General features: G+C 50.9%; 20 protein-coding genes. 16 read left to right on the forward strand and 4 right to left on the reverse strand.

What is annotated here, in order from left to right; translation table 11 throughout:
- Nucleotides 1-55: 55 nt before the first annotated feature.
- Nucleotides 56-1,204 carry a glycerate kinase gene (locus tag ACI3EW_RS02835; RefSeq protein ID WP_405581806.1) on the reverse strand — a complete coding sequence of 383 codons (1,149 nt, stop codon included), beginning with the start codon at nucleotides 1,202-1,204 and terminating at the stop codon, nucleotides 56-58.
- A gap of 59 nt (nucleotides 1,205-1,263) precedes the next feature.
- Complete coding sequence (locus ACI3EW_RS02840; RefSeq protein WP_329751805.1) at nucleotides 1,264-2,709, reverse strand: amidohydrolase; 1,446 nt, start codon at nucleotides 2,707-2,709, stop codon at nucleotides 1,264-1,266.
- Between the two features lie 493 nt (nucleotides 2,710-3,202).
- Here ACI3EW_RS02840 and ACI3EW_RS02845 point away from each other — a divergent pair, with 493 nt between their 5' ends.
- The 3 genes from ACI3EW_RS02845 (at nucleotide 3,203) to ACI3EW_RS02855 (ending at nucleotide 5,901) form a co-directional block, all read left to right on the forward strand.
- Nucleotides 3,203-3,907 (forward strand): response regulator transcription factor, encoded by a 705-nt coding sequence (locus ACI3EW_RS02845; RefSeq protein WP_405581810.1) that lies wholly within the window; start codon nucleotides 3,203-3,205, stop codon nucleotides 3,905-3,907.
- Nucleotides 3,904-5,349 carry a sensor histidine kinase gene (locus ACI3EW_RS02850; protein WP_405581813.1) on the forward strand — a complete coding sequence of 482 codons (1,446 nt, stop codon included), beginning with the start codon at nucleotides 3,904-3,906 and terminating at the stop codon, nucleotides 5,347-5,349. Before ACI3EW_RS02845 ends, ACI3EW_RS02850 begins: the two co-directional genes overlap by 4 nt.
- 105 nt (nucleotides 5,350-5,454) lie before the next feature.
- Complete coding sequence (locus tag ACI3EW_RS02855; protein WP_405581816.1) at nucleotides 5,455-5,901, forward strand: hypothetical protein; 447 nt, start codon at nucleotides 5,455-5,457, stop codon at nucleotides 5,899-5,901.
- 237 nt (nucleotides 5,902-6,138) lie between these two features.
- Here the strand turns inward: ACI3EW_RS02855 and ACI3EW_RS02860 are convergent, their stop codons facing one another.
- Nucleotides 6,139-6,867, reverse strand: a complete 729-nt coding sequence (locus ACI3EW_RS02860) for a phosphatase (protein ID WP_118297442.1) — start codon at nucleotides 6,865-6,867, stop codon at nucleotides 6,139-6,141.
- Nucleotides 6,868-7,092: 225 nt separating this feature from the next.
- On the opposite strand from ACI3EW_RS02860, the gene ACI3EW_RS02865 reads away from it, so the two are divergent.
- The 7 genes from ACI3EW_RS02865 (at nucleotide 7,093) to ACI3EW_RS02895 (ending at nucleotide 13,529) form a co-directional block, all read left to right on the forward strand.
- On the forward strand, nucleotides 7,093-7,989 hold the full coding sequence (locus ACI3EW_RS02865; RefSeq protein WP_118321723.1) for a S1 RNA-binding domain-containing protein: 897 nt from the start codon (nucleotides 7,093-7,095) through the stop codon (nucleotides 7,987-7,989).
- A gap of 67 nt (nucleotides 7,990-8,056) precedes the next feature.
- On the forward strand, nucleotides 8,057-8,776 hold the full coding sequence (locus ACI3EW_RS02870; RefSeq protein WP_118530362.1) for a GTP pyrophosphokinase: 720 nt from the start codon (nucleotides 8,057-8,059) through the stop codon (nucleotides 8,774-8,776).
- A 96-nt stretch (nucleotides 8,777-8,872) separates the two neighbouring features.
- Entirely contained in the window at nucleotides 8,873-9,328 is a 456-nt protein-coding gene (gene dtd, locus ACI3EW_RS02875) for a D-aminoacyl-tRNA deacylase (RefSeq protein ID WP_118321724.1), read from the forward strand.
- Between the two features lie 31 nt (nucleotides 9,329-9,359).
- The gene (locus ACI3EW_RS02880; RefSeq protein ID WP_215702091.1) at nucleotides 9,360-10,751 is read left to right on the forward strand and encodes an aminopeptidase; all 1,392 of its coding nucleotides are present in this window, start codon (nucleotides 9,360-9,362) and stop codon (nucleotides 10,749-10,751) included.
- A gap of 390 nt (nucleotides 10,752-11,141) precedes the next feature.
- A complete protein-coding gene (gene tig, locus ACI3EW_RS02885) occupies nucleotides 11,142-12,329 on the forward strand; it encodes a trigger factor (RefSeq protein ID WP_405581823.1) in 1,188 nt (395 codons plus the stop codon).
- Nucleotides 12,330-12,408: 79 nt separating this feature from the next.
- Nucleotides 12,409-13,200, forward strand: a complete 792-nt coding sequence (locus tag ACI3EW_RS02890) for an HAD-IIB family hydrolase (RefSeq protein WP_329751808.1) — start codon at nucleotides 12,409-12,411, stop codon at nucleotides 13,198-13,200.
- Nucleotides 13,201-13,382: 182 nt separating this feature from the next.
- Nucleotides 13,383-13,529: a hypothetical protein gene (locus ACI3EW_RS02895; RefSeq protein ID WP_182426457.1), complete on the forward strand. Its 147-nt coding sequence runs from the start codon at nucleotides 13,383-13,385 to the stop codon at nucleotides 13,527-13,529.
- A gap of 109 nt (nucleotides 13,530-13,638) precedes the next feature.
- Here the strand turns inward: ACI3EW_RS02895 and ACI3EW_RS02900 are convergent, their stop codons facing one another.
- Nucleotides 13,639-14,967 carry an N-acetylmuramoyl-L-alanine amidase family protein gene (locus tag ACI3EW_RS02900; RefSeq protein WP_485663264.1) on the reverse strand — a complete coding sequence of 443 codons (1,329 nt, stop codon included), beginning with the start codon at nucleotides 14,965-14,967 and terminating at the stop codon, nucleotides 13,639-13,641.
- Nucleotides 14,968-15,026: 59 nt separating this feature from the next.
- Here ACI3EW_RS02900 and ACI3EW_RS02905 point away from each other — a divergent pair, with 59 nt between their 5' ends.
- The 6 genes from ACI3EW_RS02905 (at nucleotide 15,027) to ACI3EW_RS02930 (ending at nucleotide 22,779) form a co-directional block, all read left to right on the forward strand.
- On the forward strand, nucleotides 15,027-15,356 hold the full coding sequence (locus ACI3EW_RS02905; RefSeq protein ID WP_405581070.1) for a hypothetical protein: 330 nt from the start codon (nucleotides 15,027-15,029) through the stop codon (nucleotides 15,354-15,356).
- A 20-nt stretch (nucleotides 15,357-15,376) separates the two neighbouring features.
- Nucleotides 15,377-17,353 carry a thiamine pyrophosphate-binding protein gene (locus ACI3EW_RS02910; protein ID WP_405581067.1) on the forward strand — a complete coding sequence of 659 codons (1,977 nt, stop codon included), beginning with the start codon at nucleotides 15,377-15,379 and terminating at the stop codon, nucleotides 17,351-17,353.
- 163 nt (nucleotides 17,354-17,516) lie between these two features.
- A complete protein-coding gene (locus ACI3EW_RS02915; protein ID WP_215702087.1) occupies nucleotides 17,517-18,470 on the forward strand; it encodes an NAD-dependent epimerase/dehydratase family protein in 954 nt (317 codons plus the stop codon).
- A gap of 171 nt (nucleotides 18,471-18,641) precedes the next feature.
- Nucleotides 18,642-19,601, forward strand: coding sequence for a glycosyltransferase family 2 protein (locus ACI3EW_RS02920; RefSeq protein ID WP_118530015.1), 960 nt, complete (start codon nucleotides 18,642-18,644; stop codon nucleotides 19,599-19,601).
- Nucleotides 19,598-21,796, forward strand: a complete 2,199-nt coding sequence (locus ACI3EW_RS02925; protein ID WP_405581063.1) for a glycosyltransferase family 2 protein — start codon at nucleotides 19,598-19,600, stop codon at nucleotides 21,794-21,796. The genes ACI3EW_RS02920 and ACI3EW_RS02925 overlap by 4 nt, the downstream gene beginning before the upstream one ends.
- Nucleotides 21,793-22,779 carry a glycosyltransferase family 2 protein gene (locus ACI3EW_RS02930; protein ID WP_118530011.1) on the forward strand — a complete coding sequence of 329 codons (987 nt, stop codon included), beginning with the start codon at nucleotides 21,793-21,795 and terminating at the stop codon, nucleotides 22,777-22,779. Before ACI3EW_RS02925 ends, ACI3EW_RS02930 begins: the two co-directional genes overlap by 4 nt.
- Nucleotides 22,780-22,838: the final 59 nt, after the last annotated feature.

Genomic DNA, 22,838 nt, shown 5'->3' on the forward strand with positions numbered 1-22,838 from the left:
GTTTTTGGATTTCACATGCAGGTCCATACAGATTCCGTAAATGTGAGAACAAAAATTACCGGAGTTGCTCCTGACTGCCCGCGAGGAAAATCCGAAGAACATTTTCAGCAGCCCGCTCCAGATTCTCCTTTGCATGCTCCATGGCCTCTTCAAGTGTTATGATGCCGGGGACAGTATCGAAGATCGCGTCAATCCCAAATTTATAGAGAGCTTCACAGCCCTCGCCTTTTGCACCGGCGATCGCAACGACAGGGACGTTCCTGATCTTTTTTGCGCGGGAGGCAACGCCAACCGGGACTTTTCCGAGTGCGGACTGGGAGTCGATCCGGCCTTCTCCGGTGATGACAAGGTCTGCGAGTTTCACGTGCTCATCGAAATTTGTGAGATCCAGGACGAGATCAATCCCGGAACAGATCGTAACCGGAAAATACGGGATAATTCCGCAGAGAAGGCCGCCGGCAGCACCGCTGCCATCGGTTTCCGCTGTGCTGCATTTCAGTTGATCTTTTAATACAGATGCATAGTGATCCAGAGCTGAATCCAGGATCCGGACCTGATCAGGAGTGGCTCCCTTTTGCGGACCGAAAATGGCAGCAGCTCCGGAAGATCCACAGAGTCGGTTTTTCACATCGCATGCAATGACAAATTCACATTCGCTTGCCTCAGTCAGCAGACCAGCTGTGGAGATCTGAGCAAGTTCGCTTAGATGAACACCGCCAGGGGCGAGTTCTTTTCCGGTCTTGTCGAGAAAGGAAATTCCAAGCGCCTGAGCCAGTCCGGCACCGCCATCGGTCGTGGCGCTTCCTCCGAGACCTAAAATGATCTTTTTTACGCCATGTTCCAACGCATGTCGGATCAGCTCTCCGGTTCCGAACGTGGAAGCGCAAAGAGCATCCCGCTCCTTAGGCTTTAACAAGGTAAGTCCGGAGGCTGCCGCAGTCTCGATCACAGCGCTCCCATCCGGCAAAAGTCCATATTCGGCTGTGATAGCCCGTCCCAACGGATCATGCGCGGGAACGCGGACCTTTGTTCCATTCATGGCTGCAACGAGGGCATCTACAGTTCCCTCACCGCCGTCAGCGACGGGAATTTTCGTGACAGCCACATCGGGGATCACGGCTTTTGCGGCAGATTCGATGGTGTCAGTGACTTCACGGGCAGAGCAGCTTCCCTTAAAGGAATCCGCGGCGATCAGTATATTCATGGTTAATTCCTCCTGAAATTGAAGCAAAGATGCTAGGGCAGATCCTCTTTATATGAATTTTAGTATGTATCAAGCGGCGGCTGCACGGAATCCGGCAGCGGGCAGGTGTAGTGTCCGCCGTTTCGCTTTGTGACTTCCTTCTTTGCCGCTTCGATCACGTCCGGGCGGTCCATCGTTCGGATGCAGGAGAGAGCCAGGACTTTTGCGGCAGTCAAGAGACCTTTGTGGGCCAGCGGGCTGCAGGACTGGGCAACCATCTGCCAGGAATGTCCTACATTTCCGACGCACGCGGTAGCAATGTTGATGTTTAAGGTCGGTGCTGCATAGCCGACATCGCCGACATCGGTGGAACCGGCGGTCAGTTTGATCTTATCCGGGTTGAACGGATGGATCTCGGAATCCAGCGGTTTTTCGAGGATCTCTTCGAGACGGTCTTCCCCGTAAGTCTCGATGATCTGTGTGCGGATATTTTCCATTGTGGTTTCCGGATAGGTATTTAAGAATTCTTTCGCCATCGCGTAATCTGCATCATCCCATTTCGGAGCACCGACTTCCTGTAAACACTCATCGGCAACTTTTGCGAGGGCATTGTTCGGAAGGTATTCCGTGAATGCCATGGAAAGTTCACACTCCACGGAGGTATCGGTCATGATGGAGGCGCCGCGGGCAACGTTTTTCACGCGCTCGAAGAGCTCTTTTACCTGGTATACCCACGGGGAACGGACCTCGTAGCGGATCGTTGCGTGATCCTGGACAACGTTCGGTGCAGTTCCGCCTGCATCAATGTAGGCATAATGGATTCTTGCCTCCGGGATCATGTGTTCTCTTAAGTAGTTGCAGCCGACGTTCATGAGTTCTACGGCATCCAGAGCGCTTCTTCCGAGATACGGGGTCGCGCCGGCATGGGAGGCAACGCCTTTAAAATAGAAGTTTGCACCCATGATCGCATTGCTGTGGTTGCATTCGACGGCGTTTTTTGTTGCCGGATGCCAGGAGTATACGAAATCAACATTGTCGAACATTCCGGCGCGGGCCATGAACTGTTTGGCACCGGCACCTTCCTCAGCAGGGCAGCCGAAGTAGATGATCGTTCCGTCTTTCTTATTTGCGATCAGGTATTCTTTCACAGCGATCGCTGCTGCGAGCGCACCGGTTCCGAGTGCGCAGTGACCGCATCCATGGCCGGGAGCGCCTTCCGTCAGAGGTTCTTTGTGCGGATCTGCTGCTTTCTGGCTTAAGGATGAGAGTGCATCGTACTCTCCGAGAATTCCCATGACCGGTTTTCCGGTTCCGTAGGAGAAGGTTCCGGTAAAGCAGGTTGGGATTCCGGCATCGCCCTCGGTCAGGGTAAAGCCTTCTTCTTTTAAGATGGATTTTAACAGGGCTGCTGATCTTGTCTCGTGGAAAGCGAGTTCCGCGTATTCCCAGATCTTATCGTTGGCATCCAGGATTTTTGCAGATTTCTCGTCGATCACACGGGTGAGAAGTTCCAGGTCTTTGTTCATGTGGGGTCCGTCCTTTCTTTTAGGGTGTGGGCGATGCCGGAGTCTTTTACACTGCACCGCATTATAGGGATAGTTTACTACAGTTTCTGGAAAAGTACAATGGGAAATATGATATGATTGTATTGGCGAAAGTACGCGGTGAGCTTCCGAGCAGGAGCACTCAGGGATGCGGGGATGGTTCCTCTAAGCTCCCGGGAGACTGCTAAAGACGGAAAAACGATGACACAACTCGCTGCGCTCAAACAAGTGTCATCTTTTTTCCAACGCAGTCACCCGGGACCTAAGAGGAGCCAGATCCCCGGATCAAGGTGCTCCTGTTCGGAAGTTCACCGCTGGTAGTTATTGGGAAAATGGAAAAAGCACAGAGGGCAATACTCCTGTGTCTTGCGGCAATTCTGCGGCAGATATTTACCATGCGAGGAAGAACGTGATATAATCATGACAGTAATGCGAGAAAACTATCTGGATAGATAAAAATCAGGAGGAAATATATATGTCAAAACTGATCTATGTCGCGGATGATGAGAAAAACATCTGTTTTCTGATAGAGAATTTCCTGGAAAAAGAGGGATATGAGGTGGAGTGTTTCGGGGATGGAGAGTCTCTTCTGGAGGCGTTTGAGAAAAAAGCTCCGGATCTCTGTATCCTGGACATTATGATGCCGGGAATGGACGGACTGACGGTCTGCACGCAGATCCGGAAGGCGAGCCATGTTCCGATCATCATCGTTTCCGCAAAGGATTCCCCGCTGGACCGCATCACGGGGATCACTCTCGGAAGTGATGACTATATGGTGAAACCGTTCCTGCCGCTGGAACTCGTGACGAGAGTCAAAGCGTTGTTCCGCCGCGTGGATGCGTTCTCCGGACAGGAGGATGAGTCGAAGGATTCCTATGAGATCGGGGATATCAGACTTTACCCGAAGCGCCGCGCTGCGAAGTTAAAGGATGAGGATTTTGCCCTGACTCCGCTGGAATTTGATTTTCTGTGCCACATGCTGGAGCGGAAGGAACATGCGGCGAGCCGCGATGACCTCTTAAAATCCCTGTGGAAGGTGAACAGCAAGGAAGTAGACACGAGAGCTGTGGATGATATGGTGAAACGTCTCAGAAAGAAGTTGAAGGACCAGAAGAGTACTGTGAAGATCGAGACGGTATGGGGATATGGCTTCCGCCTGACGAGTGGAGGAGAGGAATGAAATTAAGTATCCGGATGAAGATCTTCCTCCCGGTGATGCTGCTTTTGATCGCGTTTCCGGTGGCGGCATGGTTCGTGTTCAGCTATGCGCTGGACGGACATATGAGCTACAATGCGAAGCGGGATCTGGGGCAGATGGTGAAGAACGTGGAGGAACTTACGGAGGAGTACAGCAACGTGGATGTGCCGGATGAGAACAGCGCACAGGATGACCGCGGAAGTCTCCTGAATGCCCTGAGAAACTCGGCCCAGACGGAGTCCGGTGAGACGAAGATGCTGGTGATCGGAAAGAATTACCGCGTACTGTATCCGAAAAACTACGATGATCAGCCGGAGATGACCCAGATGTACTCGGAATTCCTGATAAGAATGACAGGAAATGATCCTTCGTTTGAAAGCGGGGAGATCTCCGAGGAGATGATCGGAGATACGAGATACATGCTCTATTTTCTTGATGTGGGGCAGAAACGGTCGGGGCGTGTCCAGAATATCCTGCTGTACTGCCCGATCCATGATACAAGCGTGATCTTACATGAAGTGTCGAGACTGGTGCTCATGATCATGGGGGTCATGGCGGGAGTCTCCATCGTGCTGTTCTGGTTTGTAGCTGGAAGTATCTCAAATCCGGTGAGCCGCCTTTGTGAGGCAGCGCGCGGGATCGGTGAAAAGAAGTTTAAAAAGGTGGAGACCGGGACAAACGTAAAAGAGCTTTATGAACTGGAGAATGAGATCAACCAGATGCAGGACAATCTTTTGAAGGCGGACGAGGCGGAGCGCGTCTTTTTCCAGAATGCGTCCCATGAACTCCGTACCCCGCTCATGTCCATCAGCGGCTATGCCCAGGGGATCCAGCGAGGTGTCTTTGAAGATACATCCCAGGCAGCAGGAGTGATTCTGGATGAGAGCAGCCGTCTGACGGAGGTGGTCGACGGGATCCTGACGCTCACGAGAATGGACCAGATGCGCTACCAGGTCGTTCTGGTGGAGCTGGGGATCCGGGAATATATCGAGGATCAGATCGAGCGGCTGGAAGGTCTTGCTTACCAGAAAAAAATAAAACTGGAATTTTTGCCGGGAGACGAGCATAAGATTATCTCGGATGTGATGCTGCTCGGGCGGGCGTTCTCAAATGTGACATCAAACTGTATCCGCTATGCAAAGGAGACGGTTCAGATTTCTGTGGAAGAGTCGGGGGATCAGCTGAAACTTACGATCCGCGACGATGGACCGGGGATTGCAGAGAATGATCTGCCGCATCTGTTCGACCGTTTTTATAAAGGAAAGAACGGAAATCACGGGCTGGGGCTTTCCATCGCGAAGCGTTCCATGGAATATATGGGAGGCGATATCGCGGCAGAAAGCTCGCCGGACGGTGCCGTGTTTACGATCATACTGCCGCAGGATTGCCGCAGCTTTGCCGTAGAAGAATGGACGGAAGTGTGATAAGATGGTAACAGTTCAGAGGAAGGATTCTCTGTACATGAAAACATGGAAAATATCTGCGGATTTTTGGAAATCTGTTATCAGCTTACATCACAGGAGGACACAATGATGAAGAAGATTTTATTTTTATTCGGTCTTCTGGTATGTCTTGCGGGAATGCCGCTTACGGCCTTTGCGGATACTAAGACTGCGAAGCAGACGTATGAGACAGCAATCTCAGACAACTGGAAAACGATGTTAAAGAACAGTATCGCTCTGGATACGATCAATGCGGAGAATAATACGCATCTGCTGGAATGGCAGGATGTGAAGAATCCGTCGGATGAGGCGGTAAAACTTGTGGATAAGATCCAGAAGCTCCAGGCGGAGCAGGAAGAAGATCAGGAGAGTATGGACCCTTACACAAAGGCGAAGAAATCCTGTGACGCGAAATTAAACGCGGACGGCGCGAATGCGGCGCTCGAGAACATTATCCGGATCCAGAAGGACCGTCTGAGCGATCAGAAGGAACTGCAGGCGCTGTGGGCGAAGGTTGATAAACTGTTAAAGTAGAGCGCAGGTTCAGCTCTGAAAACCGCCTGCCCGGTGGAACAAAGATCTGACAGGAACGGGTTCCGGTGAGCAGGTCCAGAAAAATAACCTGAAACATGGTTTCTTACGAAAGAAAAACGGCTGTGAAGAAAAGAATCACTTCACAGCCGTTTTTGTGCTCATTTTTCTGTAAAAAACATCGGTTTATGGATCTCGCTGGCGGGGCAGGAGAATTTCTGCCATTTCGATACGAGATGTTCAGCCCTGAAAATCCGCCAGGTCCGGGATATATTCCTTCAGGATCTCCGGGTGATAGTTCGCGATGAGTGTTTCCGGGAAGTTTAACTCTTTTAAGAGGGCCTCCGCGCGCGCGTGGTCGCCGACCGATGTCGTAAAGTGTGCATCGCTGTTCATGATGACCGGAACCTTGTAGCTGGCGCAGAGCGGGAGAATGATCCTGTCATTTTCATATGCGTGGATGCGGGAACCGCCTGGTGTCAAGGAGGTGTTGTTGAGCTCGATCATGCGGTGGTTGTCCTTTGCGGCTTTTACGACCGCCTCATAGTCCAGTGGAAATTTTCCATCATCCGGATGTCCGAGGATCGTGACATACGGATTTTTTAACGCTGTGAGCACCGCGAAGGTGTTGTCTTCCATTGTTCCCGGTTTCAGGCAGAGGTCATGGAGACTGACGACTGTGTAGGATAAGCGCTTTAACATCCGCTCTGACAGGTCGATGGTTCCGCTGTAGTCCACGATGTTTAATTCACATCCGAATAAAAGACGGACACCCTCTAAGACCGGCGGGATCACATTGAAGTTGCAGAATTGCATTTCCCCGCAGCTTCCCGGCATGGACGGGGCGTGCTCGGTGATGCCGAGGATCGGCAGGTTCTTTAATGCAGCGGCATGGACCATCTCCGTGATGGTTCCGTAGGCATGTCCGCTCGCGATGGTATGGGTATGCAGATCAGCATAATCTTTCATGGTAAATGCCTCCAAAAATATCAGAAAATTCCTGTTTCAGTTCAGAAAATTCCTACCTGTGTACAGTAATCACTATGCACATTTTATCATAAAATTTTTATGAAAACTATGGCAAATATTCACAGAATATGGTTAAATAGAGGAAGAAATTATCATCCATTCTTATGGACTTTTTATAGAAATAAGCGGAATAAAAATGGAGGATGAGAAAAGGAGAGATGAAATATGGAATCCATGGACGATTACAAAGAGGAGTTAGAAGCTTCCCTTAAAAAAATTAGAGTTGGCGATGTTGTGACTGGTACCGTGCTTGATGTGACAGATGACGCGGTGATCGTGGACTTAAAGACCTACGCGGACGGCGTGATCCGCAAAGAAGATCTGAGCGAAGATCCTGATTTCAACATGGCGGAGATGATCCATCCGGGTGATGAGATCACGGCGACCGTGATGGCGACAAATGACGGGGAAGGAAACATGGTCCTCTCCAAAAAGGAGGCAAACCAGGTCCTTGCGTGGGATAAACTGAAGACTATGATGGAAGAGCGCACGGTCGTTCCGGTAAAGATCTCCGAGATCGTAAACGCAGGTGCTGTCGCATATCTGGAAGGGATCCGCGGCTTTATCCCGGCTTCCCGCCTCAGCGACGAGTATGTGGAAGATTTAAAGGAATTCGACGGAAAGACGATCGAAGTGACTGTGATCACGGCAGATGAGGAGACACACCGTCTCGTATTATCCGGACGCGAGGCAGCGAGAGAGAAAAAACAGGAAGAGACAAATAAAAAGATCGCAAAATGTGAAGTCGGCGCTGTCATGAACGGCACGGTCGAGACCTTAAAGGATTACGGCGCATTTGTTGAGCTGGAAAACGGACTTACCGGTCTCCTTCACATCTCCCAGATCAGCACAAAGCGGATCAAACATCCGGGTGCGGTGCTGAAAGAGGGACAGAACGTAAAAGTAAAGATCATCTCCACCGCGAACAACAAGATCAGTCTGTCCATGAAAGAGCTGATCGAGGAGGAAGCGGAGAGAGAAGCTGAGGACACCTACGGATATAAGGAAGAAGGTCAGGCAAGCACAGGTCTTGCGGATCTCTTAAAGGGTCTGAAGCTGTAGCAGGAAAGCGTGAAGACATGGTCGCATGGACGGAACGTTCCCGGCTGCAAAGAAAGGGGGCGTCAGCATGACGAAAGAGTCTGGAGAGTTTGATCAGATCGATCAGTGGAAATCAACGATGTTTTTATACAGCTCCGCGTTAAAATCCATCAACACGAAGATCGAGATCTTAAATAATGAATTTATCCAGTTATACAATTACAACCCGATCGAACACATCACTTCCCGGTTAAAGACGCCGGAGAGCATCGTGAAAAAGCTGAAGCACGATGGATGTGAGGTCACGATCGATAACATGGTGGAGCATTTAAACGACATCGCGGGGATCCGGATCATCTGTTCCTTTATGTCCGATATTTATCCCATCGCGGATATGATCGCCAGACAGGCGGATATTACAGTCCTGCATGTCAAGGACTACATTAAATATCCGAAGGCGAACGGATATAAGAGCTACCATATGGTGGTGACGATCCCGGTCTATCTGTCGGAGGGAAAGAGAGATACGAAGGTCGAGATCCAGATCCGCACCATCGCGATGGACTTCTGGGCGTCCCTGGAACACAAGATCGCTTATAAGTTTGAGGGAAAGGCACCGGATTATCTGGAACGGGAGTTAAAGTCCTGTGCAGATATGGTGGATATGCTGGATATGAAGATGTTCTCCTTAAACCAGGCGATCATGGCCGTCGAGGAGGAAGAGCGCAGGCGTGAGGAAGAAAAGCGCCGCGAGCGTGAGAAAGCAGAAAGAAAACAGGAGGAACTTGCAGGAAACGGTCCGACATAGACCGTTTTCGGCTGTTTTGGTGACAGAAAGTTCCAAGACGAAAGATCTGCACTCCGGAAAAGCGGATGCAGAGCGGCCAGTCTGGAGGAAAGATAGATGAGAGTCGTACTACAGAGAGTAAAACATGCGTCGGTACATGTGGACGGGCGGGAGACCGGTTCCATCGGACAGGGATTCCTGATCCTTCTCGGTGTATCTGATGAGGATGATGAGACGATCGCAGATAAAATGGCGGACAAGATCTGCAGACTCCGCATTTTTGAGGATGAGAACGGAAAGACGAACCGCTCTCTTCAGGATGTGGGCGGCGAGATCCTTGTGGTGAGCCAGTTTACACTGTATGCAGACTGCCGGAAGGGCAACCGTCCGAGCTTTACCGGTGCAGGAGCGCCGGACCATGCGAACCGTCTCTATGAATATTTTATGGAACAGTGCAAAAAGCATGTGGAAAAAGTGGCGCACGGGGAGTTTGGAGCGGATATGAAGGTGGATCTGCTGAATGACGGACCGTTTACACTGATGCTGGACAGCAAAGAGCTGTTCCCGAAATAGGATACTATTACACATACGGAGGATTTTTAGAATGAACGGCAAAGATCTTGAAAAAGCACTTCTCTGGGAAGCTCCGCATATCGGCGAAAAAGCGCCGGAGCAGATCCCGGAGGCACAGGATTTCTGTGAGGGATATAAGACATTCTTAAATGAGGGAAAAACAGAGAGAGAATGCGTGAAAAAAGCAGTTACACTCTTGGAAAACGCAGGATATCAGAAATTTGATCCGAAAGCTTCCTACAAAGCAGGGGATAAGATCTACTGGAACAACCGGAAGAAGGCGATCATTGCTTCCACAATCGGAACAAAAGATCTGAACGAGGGATTGAGGATGAACGGTGCCCACATCGATTCCCCGCGCCTGGATTTAAAACCGAATCCGCTGTTTGAGAAGGATGAGATCGCATATTTAAAACCGCACTATTACGGCGGGATCCGCAAATACCAGTGGGGGACCGTGCCGTTATCCATGCATGGCGTCGTTGTAAAAGCTGACGGAGAGGTCGTTGAGATCTCCATCGGCGAAAATGAGGGCGATCCGCAATTCTGCGTGACAGATCTTCTCCCACATCTCGCTTCCGAACAGAACGGGAGAAAGCTCGCGGAAGGTTTAAAGGGCGAGGAACTCAATATTATCATCGGTTCGATCCCGTACCATGACGAGGAGAACGAGAAAATCAAAAATCCGGCAAAGCTTCTTGCGATGAAGTTACTGAACGAGCGCTACGGGATCACGGAAAAAGATTTCACCCGTGCGGAGATCGAGATGGTCCCGGCATACAAGGCAGTCGATATCGGACTTGACCGCGGACTTGTGGGAGCTTACGGCCAGGATGACCGCGTCTGCGCGTACACAGCTCTGATGGCGGAGATCGGGACAAAGAATCCGGAACACACGACATTTACGATCCTTACGGACAAAGAGGAGATCGGTTCTGTCGGGAATACGGGACTTCACTCGGACTATGTCCATCATGCGGTCGAGGACCTCGCGGAGAGCTTCGGGGCGGACACAAAGACTGTGCTGCGCCATTCCATCTGCCTTTCTTCCGATGTAAACGCGGCTTATGATCCGACGTTCGCGAGTGTATACGAGAGCAGAAACTCGAGTTATGTAAACAAAGGCTGCGTGCTCACAAAATATACAGGCGCGAGAGGAAAGTCCGGCAGCAGCGATGCAAGCGCGGAGACGATGGCAAAGGTTATCGGCATCATGGAAGAGAACGGTGTGTACTGGCAGACCGGTGAGCTCGGTGCAGTCGATGCGGGCGGTGGCGGAACGATCGCCCAGTATGTGGCGATGATGGATGTGGATGTTGTGGACCTCGGCGTTCCGATCCTTTCCATGCACGCACCGTTTGAGCTGGCTTCGAAGCTTGATGTATACAATACATATAAGGCGTTCTGTGCGTTCTATAAATAAATGCGGATGACGGCTGGACCGGCAGGAGCTGTGTCCAGGAGTCGGAAGGACATTTCTAACGCCCCGTTTTGAAAAAATTGAAACATTATTGAAAAACACTCTGGAAGAGATCCTGATGGACGTAAGACATGGAAGATCTTTGCAGAGTGTTTTTATTTACGCGAACGACGAGTCAAAGTCCGCGCTTGCGCGAGACCTTGGCGACTGTCGCGATAACAAGGGGAAACTCGTGAAGCGTTTTTTCACTTGTTTTCTAACACATGTCTTAAATTTCTGTGAACACTCTTTTTTTTCGCGTGACGGTATGTTAGAATGAGTATTACGCGCGGATGTTCCGGAAAACGGGAGACACGCGGGAAATATGAGACAGAATGGAAGGAAAAAGAAAACATGAAAAAAATCATAAAAGCAGGTCTCTGTGTTGCAGCAGCGGCTGTGATCGTAACAGGATGCGGAAATAAGAGTCAGAACACAGAGAGCAGCTCTGCGTCTGAGGAGCAGTCAGCAGCTGCAACTGTTGAGACGGAGACAAAATCCGAGGAAGAGCTTCACGACGAGGAGAGCGTGACTCTCGGAGATTATAAGAACCTGACTTATTCTGCAAAGGTAGAGGAAGTGACGGATGAACAGGTCCAGACAAGATTAAAGGAGCTCTGCGCAGAGTATCCGGTAACGATCGAGGGGCGCCCGGCTGCGGAAGGCGATACCGCGAATATCGATTATTCCGGAACAAAGGACGGCGTTGCGTTTGACGGCGGAACTGCAGAAGGTTACGATCTGAAGCTTGGAAGCGGAACTTTCATTGACGGCTTTGAGGACGGTGTGATCGGCATGAACGTCGGAGATGAGAAAGACTTAAACTTAAAGTTTCCGGATAACTACGGAAGCGCAGATCTTGCAGGACAGGAAGTCGTATTCCATGTGAAATTAAACCAGTTAAAATCTGAGTCCGAGAGCAAGGTGGACGATGACCTCGCAAAACGTTACTACAACGATGATACAGCGACTCTTGATCAGTTAAAAGAGGAAGTGTGTGCGGATCTCCAGGCGGAGGCCGACAGCCAGTTCTTCAACGCAGCCGGAAGTGAGCTCTTAAATGAAGTGATCAATAACTCCGAAGTCACAGCAGATCCGGACGCTGTTGATGACATGTTCAACCAGTTAAAGACCACATACTCCAGCTATGCGAGCAGCTATGGTCTTGAGTTTGACCAGTTCCTCAGCATGTTCCTCGGAACGGATGAGGATGGACTTCGCGATACTGCTGAAAACCTTGTAAAACAGCAGCTCGTTTTAGACGCGATTCAGGCACAGGAAAATCTCTCTGCGACTGAAGATCAGAAAGATAAGCTCGCTGTTATGAATTACTTCAAGAATGCAGCGCAGATGACGGCAACATACGGTGAGGACTCCGCAAACCAGATCTTTGATATGGGTGCTGTCTACTACTACCTGATCGGCAATTCTACTTACGTTGAAGCGCCGGAGACCACTGCAGAGACAACGGAAGCAGAGAATATCTTAGAAGAAGCAGAGACTGTTGCAGAGGAAAGCGAAAGCAGTACGGAAGCAAAATAATACGGACAGGAAATGGTCCGGCTATTCTGCAAAGTGCTGAGCAGAGATACTGACAGCAGAAATGCGATAAGAGAACAATATGAAAAGAAAAGCATTATTTTTTGACATTGACGGAACGCTCTTAGTGGATGCGTCGAAAGAGCTTCCGAAGAGCGCGGCGGCTGCGATCACCGAGGCGCGCCGCGCCGGACATCTGATATTCATCAATTCCGGGCGGACGAGATGCCTGATGAAGGACGTTGAGGGGAAAGTACCGGTCGACGGTTACCTCTGCGGATGCGGAACCTACATAGAAGCGGAAGGAAAAGCCCTGCTTCACAGAAAGATCTCCGCGAAGCGCCGGATGGAGCTCCAGAGAGCGATCCTCGCGTGCAGACTCGACGGGATCCTTGAGGGACCGAAGGTTTGTACGGTCCAGGTCGGCGTCTCCCACATGGAAGAGATCGAACATGTGAAGAACGTTGTATATAAAAACCAGGGACTTGCGAGCGCAGACTGGAACACGGAAGAAGTCGATTTTGACAAGTTCTGTGTTCTGGCGGATGAGAATAGTGATGCGGAGAGCTTCTTAAAGATCCTGGCGCCGGATATGACCGCGATCGACCGGGGACACGGACTCTATGAGTGTGTGCCGACAGGCTATGATAAGGCGACGGCGATGGAAGTGATCCTGAAACACTATGGGGTCGCGAGAGAAGATTCCTACGCCTTCGGTGACAGTATGAATGACCTGGCGATGATCCGCTATGCCGGAAACAGCATCATCATGGAAAAACACGCGAAAGGCCTGGAACCTTACGCGACCTTTATCACGAAGGACGTGGAGGACGACGGGATCGCATGGGCATTTGAAAAACTTCATATCATATAAAAGATGAGTTTTGCGGCAGTTCTGCTTTTGAGTGGGACTGTCGCTTTGCGTTTTCGAAAGCTGTCGAAACTTGCGTTCAAAAACTACTTTTCAATTCTGGAAAAATGTATTATATATTTAAGAAAAAGGAAGCAGACGCGGGAAAGGGCGGCTGCGGACGAGGCGTAAGGGGGACGAAAACAATGAGCATGGAACGACATTACAAAAGTGCTCTGGAAGAAGAAAACCAAAGGCTTCGCGAAGAGAACGACAGGCTGATGGACATTGTGGTACAGATGAAAGGTACACTGAACCGCCTGGTAAAAGCGTATATTACAGAAAGTAAATAGGAGAATGCGGCTGCACAGAACTGATCGGGCAGCCGTGGATAGAAATAACCGCGGATGGCTGCGAAAGGCAGCAGGTCCGCGGTTATTTCGCAGGAATTCAATGTCCTGTTTACTGGACGACACCGGCCGTATTTACAGTCCAGATCGTTCCGTTCGCATCTTTGATATCTTTATATCCACGTCCAAGCTCCGGTTTCGCTGTGGAAGTGGAGGAAGCGGACGCTTTCTGTACATTTCCGGCTGTTCCGACAAGGTAGGTGGTGCCGTTTAAGTCCGCCGGTGCATATCTCTGGTCGGCAGTGGCGTCCTGTCTCTTTCCGTATACATAGAGGATGCCGTCGCGGAGTCCATGGTATCCCTGACCTTTCTTGTCGCCGTCGGTGTGGAAGAACCAGTTCTCGGTCTCACCCGTCTCCTCATTGAAGATCGTCTGTTTTCCTGTCTTCATGATGCCGTCCTCGCCGAAGCAGAAGTTCGCGATCTCATCGTTCGCCACATTCACGATCTGTCTTCCGGTCTGCATGATGCCGAGATCACTGAAGGCGTATTTTTTTGCGTTGATCGTGAAGAGAGAATTCCCCTTTTTCGTGGAAACGTATGGTTTTCCTGCTTTAAAGCAGAAGGTGTACACCTCGTCGGCTTCGTGGATCCCGGAAATCCCCTCAATGGAGTGAAAACCTTCGGCGCGTTTTCCGTCCCCGGACGGTCCGTAGTACTGATAATCTGTAACGTTCGGGACAGCTGCATTGCTGCCGGTCGCGTCCGCATCGCTCCCGGACGGCATCAGGACCCAGCCTGTCTGCATTTTTCCGTCGATGAAGGTGTAGTAATTTCCGTCGATCTTCTTGTCATACTGGGTAGTCACCATCTTTCCGTCGGAGTTAAAGTAGTACCAGCTCTCAGAAGATCCCGGCACATGACTGTTTTCCTCCAGGCGGATCCATCCGGTCTTCATCGCCCCGTCTTTTTCTGTTCCAAGATAGTAAGTAGCTCCGTCGATCTCCGTCTTTCCTGTCGCCATATGGCCGGACTCGTCAAAATAGTACCATTTAGAGTCAAATTTTACCCATTTGGAGACAGCGGACTTTCCATCCTTTTCAAAGTAGTACCAGAAGGTATCGGGAGTCTCCGGGGAGTCCGGATCTTCCTCATTCTTTAATTCTACCCATGCACTTGTCACCATTTTTCCTTCGCTGTCCACATAATATTCGTCGATCTTCGCATCGGTCACGATCTGACCGTTCTCACCAAGATAGTACCAGTCCTCCCCGCGCTTTCTCCACGCATCGGTGGTGAGGTACCCGTCTTCATCGTAATAGACCTTCGCATCTCCTTCTGTCACCCAGCCGTGGGATGCAGCGTAAGCCGGCAGCCCGGAGACCATTGTCATGAATGCTGCTGCGGATAAGACAGCGGCGATCCTTGTCTGTTTTTTCATAATATCCTTCTCTCCTTTTTGATATGAAATCATGCTCTTGTCCGGCAGGTCAGAAGCTTGTGGACAGGACGGATTGGCAGCAGCTCCTGAGATCATGCCGTACAGTTGTTTTTGTTTACCGGCTGATTATAACAGTCTGTGATGACGGAATTCCAGTGTGGGTTCCTGGCATATCTGGAACACCGTGGAAAGGATTTCACCTGGTGGAAAAAACGGAAAACAAAGGGGAAAAAATGCCCCGGGAAGCCCCTGAAAATCCCGTTAAAAACATGATTTACTGGACTGTATGCGGTCCGCATGGTATAATCGAGAAAGGTATACCCGGCGCAGACTCAGCCATGTGTCTGGGGGAAAAGGAAGGTCAATATGGCTGGAATTTGACAGTTTGAGAGAGGAGAAGGTTTCACTTATGAGAATGAAAGTTTCTGATTATATTGCCCAGAAGCTGGTAGACGAGGGGATCACCGATGCATTTATGGTGACCGGAGGAGGTGCGATGCACCTGGATGACGGACTCGGACATCAGCCGGGACTTCACTGCTATTTTAACCACCATGAACAGGCATGCGCCATCGCTGCGGAGGCGTATGCGAGAATCCACAACAAGATCGCCGCGCTCTGTGTGACGACAGGCCCTGGCGGAACAAATGCGATCACGGGCGTTGTCGGCGGCTGGCTCGACTCGATCCCGATGCTCGTTTTATCCGGACAGGTCCGCTACGACACGACGGCCCACAGCACAGGTCTGGGGATCCGCGCGATGGGAGATCAGGAATTTGAGATCACAAAGGCAATCGACTGTATGACAAAGTACAGCGAGATGGTGCTGGATCCGATGCGGATCCGCTTCTGCCTGGAAAAGGCCCTTTATCTGGCACAGACAGGAAGACCTGGTCCGTGCTGGCTGGACATCCCGTTAAATGTCCAGGGCGCGTATATCGAGACGGAATCCTTACTGGGATTCGACAAAGATGATTACGAGGCGGGCGGCACCGGCTGGTCCGGACATGGAACCGGATGTTCCGGATGCACGATCTGCATGATGAATAAAATTGAAGGAAAACCGGCTATGATCCCGTCCGATGTGAGCGGACAGGGAGAAAAGCGCGTGAAACTTCCGGATCCTGTGACAGTAGAACAGGCGAGAGAGATCTTAAAGAAGGTCCGCGAGGCAAAACGTCCGGTGATCAATGCCGGAAACGGGATCCGGATCGGAAAAGCGTTTGATGTATTTACAAGAGTCGTGAAAAAGCTCGGGATCCCGGTTGTTACCGGCTGGAACAGCATCGACTGCATGTACGATACAGATCCGCTCTATGTGGGACGTGCCGGACATATGGGCGACCGCGCCGGAAACTTTGCGGTTCAGAACAGCGACCTCTTATTATCGCTGGGAAGCCGTCTTTCCATCCGCCAGGTTGGCTACAATTACCCGACATGGGCGAGAGCAGCGTATGTGATCTACAATGACATCGACGCGGAAGAGTTAAAGAAACCGACGGTCCACGTTGATATGCCGGTCCATGCGGACGTAAAGGATCTTCTCGAGAAGCTGGAACTCGTTCTCGATGAGGAAGAATTTGATCCGAACGGCGGTGCAAAGGACAAAGAGGCAGTGGACAGCTGGATCCGTCAGTGCCAGACCTGGAAAGAAAAATATCCGGTCGTTCTGCCGAAACATTATGAGGCCGGAGACGATGAGCCGGCAAACGTCTACGCGGCGATCAAGGAGATCAGCAAACGCGTGGAGGAGGATGTGATCACGGTTGTGGGCAACGGCTCCGCGTGCGTGGTAGGCGGACATGCCTATGAGATGAAGAAAGGACAGCGGTTTATCAGCAACTCTGCGATCGCTTCCATGGGTTACGACCTCCCGGCGGCGATCGGTGCATGGGTGGCGGACCATACAAAGGATATTATCCTTGTGACCGGTGACGGAAGCATCCAGATGAACCTTCAGGAACTCCAGACGATCATCCATCACCATATGGGGATCAAGATCTTCCTGATCAACAACGGCGGCTACCACTCCATCCGTCAGACCCAGAGGACCCATTTCCATGAGCCGCTCATCGGAATCGGCGTGGACAGCCATGACTTAAGCTTCCCGAGTATGGAGAAACTTGCCTGGGCTTACGGCTATCCGTATGTGGCGGCGCATCACAACAGCGAGCTTGATGCTGCTGTGGAGAAGACACTTGCGACGGAAGGTCCGGTGATCTGTGAGATCTTTGTTGATATGAAGCAGGGATTTGAGCCAAAGGCATCTGCGAAGATGCTGCCGGACGGAACGATGGTATCTGTACCGCTTGAGGATCTTGCGCCGTTCCTTCCGGAGGAGGAACTCAAGGAGAATATGTATATCCCGCTGGTGGAAAATAAGTAGGTTTGTCAGTGACGCAGGTCTGCGCACTTGCTGCGCTGACCTTAATAAAGGATAGGAATGAAGGCAAAAATCCCATCGGCGCAGCCGATCCGGAATGGATTTTTGCTCGTAGCTGTGAAGGTACTGAACAGCTGCGTTTGCCAGAGGAAAGGGGCAGCATAATATGAATATCATCATGACAGGCGCGACGAGTTTTGTCGGCGCGGCGACAGTTCGGGAACTCTTGCGGAGAGGACATACGGTGACTGCCATCGCGCGCCCCGCGTCCTCAAAACTCGGCATGATCCTTGACGGAAACGAGGAGGCGCTTTTATCCGGGCGGCTTCTCGTGACTGAAAACGATCTCTCCGAGCCGGAACAGCTTCTGGAAAAAGTGACAAAGCCGCAGGATGTCTTCTGCCACTTCGGCTGGGGCGGTTCCGGAAGTGCGTCGAGAACAGACCGGGCGCTTCAGGAAAAAAATCTGGAGATCTCCCTGGAGACGATCCGGACTGCGAAGGCACTGGGATGTAAAAAGTTCCTGTTCTCCGGATCCCAGGCAGAATACGGAATGCACCGGGATCTGATCACGGAGGAGACGGCCTGCGAGCCGAAATCCCTCTACGGCGAAGCGAAGCTCGCGATGCGCGAAAAGGGCGAAACGCTCTGCGGGGAGCTCGGCCTGCGTTACATTCATGCGCGGATCTTCAGCGCCTACGGACCGGGAGACCACCCGTGGACGTTAGTCGAATCCTGTCTGGACGCATTTTTGAACAATAGGGAGATGTCCCTCGGCGCCTGCACGCAGAACTGGAATTTCCTCTATATCGATGATCTGGCGAGAGGAATGGCGGCGCTCTGCGAGGCGGAGGAAACGGCATTTGAGGGGATCTCAAATCCTGTCTTTAACTTCGGAGGCGCGGAGACAAAGGTATTAAAGGATTTCGTGGAGGAGATCCATACACTCTGCGGCGGAAAGGGCGAAACCCGATACAATACCCGCGGGGAAAATGCGGAAGGTCTGATCAACCTGATGCCGTCCATTGAGAAATTAAAGGCGGTGACGGGATGGAAGCCGGAAGTCGACTTTAAGACCGGCATTACCCGGATGATCGCACTCAGGAAAAGGACCGTATAGAGAGGAAAAACGGGGAAACTCGGGCAGGACCGGCTGCGGTGGTGCATAGCGGATCCGGATCGACAAAAAATGCCGTGAACACTGCCCGGTATTGACAAAACAGAAAAAATGGTTACAATGATAAAAGTTAAAGATCAGGTAACAATTATTTAAGGAAGAAGAAAATATAACATGAAAAAAATCAGCGTTTTGATTCCATGCTATAACGAGGAGGAGAATGTCGTTCCGATCAGTGAAGCGGTCATCGGCATCATCACAAAAGAGCTGCCGCAGTACGACTACGAGCTGGTCTTTATCGACAATGACTCCACGGATAAGACGAGAGAACTGCTCAGGATGCTCTGTGCAAAGAACCCGAAGATCAAGGCGATCTTCAATGCGAGAAACTTTGGACAGTTCAACTCCCCATATTATGGAATCCTTCAGGTAACCGGTGACTGCGTGATCTCCATGGTCGCAGATTTCCAGGATCCGGTGGAATTGATTCCGAAGTATGTCCATGAATGGGAGAATGGCTATAAGATCGTTATCGGGATCAAGACGAGCAGCAAAGAAAATCCGGTCATGTACTGGCTCAGAAGCTGCTATTACAAACTGATCCGTAAATTGTCTGATGTAGAGCAGATCGAACATTTCACGGGATCCGGTCTCTATGACAGACAGTTTATCGAAGTGTTAAGAAATTTGAATGATCCGACTCCGTTCCTTCGCGGAATTGTCGCGGAGCTTGGATTTAAGAGAAAAGAGATCCCGTATGAACAGCCGAAGCGCCGCGCGGGGAAGACTCACAATGACTTCTATAAATTATACGATGCGGCGATGTTAAGCTTCACCTCCTACACGAAAGCGGGACTGCGCCTTGCGACATTCTTTGGCGCATTTTGCGGCGGGATCAGTTTTCTTGTCGGAATGGTATATCTGATCATGAAGCTCCTCTACTGGGACCGCTTTGCGGCAGGTATGGCGCCGCTTCTGATCGGAATGTGTTTCCTTGGTTCGGTCCAGATCTTCTTTATCGGACTGCTCGGCGAGTATATCATGAGCATCAATACCCGTGTGATGCACCGTCCACTTGTTGTCGAGGAGGAGCGGATCAATTTTGACACGCCGGCTGCGCAGGAGGAAGTATGAAATACAGTGTTGAAGTGATGAGAGTCCGTGAGCAGACGATCCAGTTAAATGGCTGGGCTGTGGAAAATGACCCGGATTCCGTGATCACATACCGGATCGAGGACGAAGCGGGGAATCCGGTGGATGCGAAGATCGTTCCGACAAGGCGGGACGACGTGAGCCAGATCTACTACAAAAAGATCATCGACCGCGATCTCGGGTTTGATATCCGTTTCCCGTATGAACATGGAAAGATCTACTATCTTGTAATCTGCGGGGAGAAGAAGACGACCCGCGTGAAATACAGCGATATGATGATCCGCAAAAAGACAGGAGCGGCGAACCGCAAAGTCCAGAAACTCATGAACCTGATGAATATGGAGACGGTTCATGTTGCCTGGGATTTCCTGAAAGAGAATGGTCTGAAGGCCCTGATCTTAAAATCAAAGCATAAGATCCAGGGAATCGATGACGATTACGACTACGCAGAGTGGTGGAATCTCACAAAACCGTCGGAGGAAGAGCTAGAAGCGCAGAAAAAAGAGACCTTTGAGTATATGCCGAAGTTCTCTATCGTGATCCCGGTCTATAAGACTCCGGAGAAGTTTTTAAAGGAAATGCTGGATTCCATCGTGGAGCAGACCTACGCGAACTGGGAACTCTGTATCGCGGACGGCAGCCCGGCAGGAGAGAGCGTTGAGAATGTATTAAAGAAATATGCGGAGAAAGATTCGAGGATCCGGTATAAGGTTCTGGGCGAAAATCTCGGAATTTCCGGTAATACCAACGCGGCTCTCGAGATGGCGGAGGGCGATTTTGTTGTCCTTGCGGACCATGATGACCGTCTGACACCGAATGCGCTCTTCGAGTGCGCGAAAAAACTGAATGAAAACAGATCATGTGATGTCCTCTATTCCGATGAGGACAAGCTGGATATGGATGGAGATGAACTGTTTGACCCGCATTTTAAGCCGGATTTCAATCCAGACCTTCTGACGAGCGTCAACTATATCTGCCATCTGTTCGTGGTGAAGAAAGAACTGCTTGATAAAGTCGGCGGTTTCCGGGCGGAGTATGACGGAGCCCAGGATTATGACTTTATCTTCCGCTGTACGGAGAATGCAGAGAAGATCTGCCATATCCCGAAGGTCTTATACCACTGGCGCTGCCATCCGAATTCCACGGCGAGCAACCCGGAGAGCAAGCTTTACGCCTTCACAGCCGGTTCCCGCGCGATTATGGACCACTATAAGAGAGTGGGGATCGAGGCGGAGAAAGTGGAAAAAGGCGTGGACTACGGCATTTATCACACGACATTTAAGATCAAGGGAGATCCGCTTGTCTCCGTGATCATCCCGAACAAGGACCACACCGTCGATCTCGACAACTGTATCCGCCCGATGCTGACGGAAGGGACGTACAAGAACCTCGAGTTTGTCATTGTGGAGAACAACAGCACGGAACAGGCGACATGGACTTACTATGAGAAGATCCAGAAGGAATTCCCGAATGTACACGTTGTCCGCTGGGAGCGGGAGTTCAACTACTCCGCGATCAACAACTTCGGCGTACAGCATGCAAAGGGCGAATACCTTCTGTTCATGAACAACGATATCGAGCTGATCGCAAAGAACTTTGTCGAGGAGATGCTCGGCTTTGCCCAGAGAGAGGACGTCGGAATTGTCGGCGCAAGACTTCTCTATGAGGATGACACGATCCAGCACGCCGGCGTTGTCATCGGATTCGGCGGCATCGCGGGACACACGTTTATCGGTCTCCACAAATCTGAGAACAGCTACTTCAACCGGGCAATGTGCGCCCAGGATTACAGCGCCGTCACAGCGGCCTGCATGATGAGCAAGCGCTCCGTATTTGACGCCGTGGGCGGATTTACGGAGGAACTTGCCGTCGCATTCAATGATATCGACTACTGCATGAAGGTCAGAAAGATCGGAAAACTCGTGGTCTATGCTCCGTATGCGGTGCTGCATCATTACGAATCGAAGTCCCGCGGTCTTGAGGACACTCCGGAGAAAGTGGCGAGATTCAACCGCGAGATCGCAACCTTCGCGAAGCGCTGGCCGGATATCTTAAAGAACGGAGATCCTTATTACAACCCGAACCTGACGCTGCGGAAATCAAATTTTGCTCTGCGCGACCTGAAAAAGGAGAAGATCGGGGAACCATATAAACTGGAGGTACCGTTAGACGAATGAAGACAACGATCATAATTCCGAATTATAACGGACTCTCGTTTATGGAACCGTGCTTTGAGGCTCTGGATAGACAGACGACAAAGGATTTTAAGATCCTTGTGGTGGACAACGGATCCACGGACGGAAGTGTGGAGTGGCTGAAGGAGAAACAGATCCCGTCGATCTTTCTTCCGGAGAACACCGGCTTTTCCGGTGCGGTCAATGTCGGGATCAAGGCGGCGGATACTCCGTATGTGATCCTCTTAAATAACGATACGAAAGTGGCTCCGCACTATGTGGAAGCGCTGGAGCGGGCCATGGACCGGTCGGAGAAGATCTTTTCCGTCAGCAGCAAGATGATCCAGATGTATCATCCGGATCTCATGGACGATGCCGGAGATATGTACAGCGTTCTCGGGTGGGCATTCCAGCGAGGCGTTGGACGTCCGGAAGGTCTTTATAAAAAAAGCTGCCGCGTGTTTACGGCCTGTGCCGGCGCGGCGATCTACCGCAGGGAAGTGTTTGAGACGATCGGATACTTCGATGAGATGCACTTCGCGTACCTTGAGGATATCGATGTGGGATATCGTGCGAAGCTTTACGGATATGACAATGTGTTCTGTCCGGAAGCGGTGGTGTACCATGTGGGAAGCGGGACCAGCGGTTCCAAATATAACTCCTTCAAGGTAAAACTTGCGGCGAGAAACAATGTCTATTTAAATTATAAGAATATGCGGGGGTGGCAGCTGCTCTTGAATTCCCCGTGTCTTCTGGCCGGTACTTTTGTGAAATTCCTGTTCTTTAAGAAGATGGGATTCGGAAAAGATTATGTGGCCGGGTTCCTTGAGGGGATCAGAACACTGAAAAACTGTAAGCGTGTTCCTTCCTTTAAGGGAAGATTAAAGCGGGAGATCGGGATCCAGATCGAGCTGATCGCCGGCACCGCAGTTTATATTTATGAGTTTTCCAGGAGACAGGCAGCAAAGCTGAAAGTCAAAGCCTGAATTGCAATTCAACGGTTGCTGCAGTGCGCGGACAGGGAATGTCCGCGTACTGTAACCGA

It is taken from the genome of Pilosibacter rotomagensis (assembly GCF_045062245.2).
Classification (GTDB): Bacteria; Bacillota; Clostridia; order Lachnospirales; family Lachnospiraceae; genus Pilosibacter.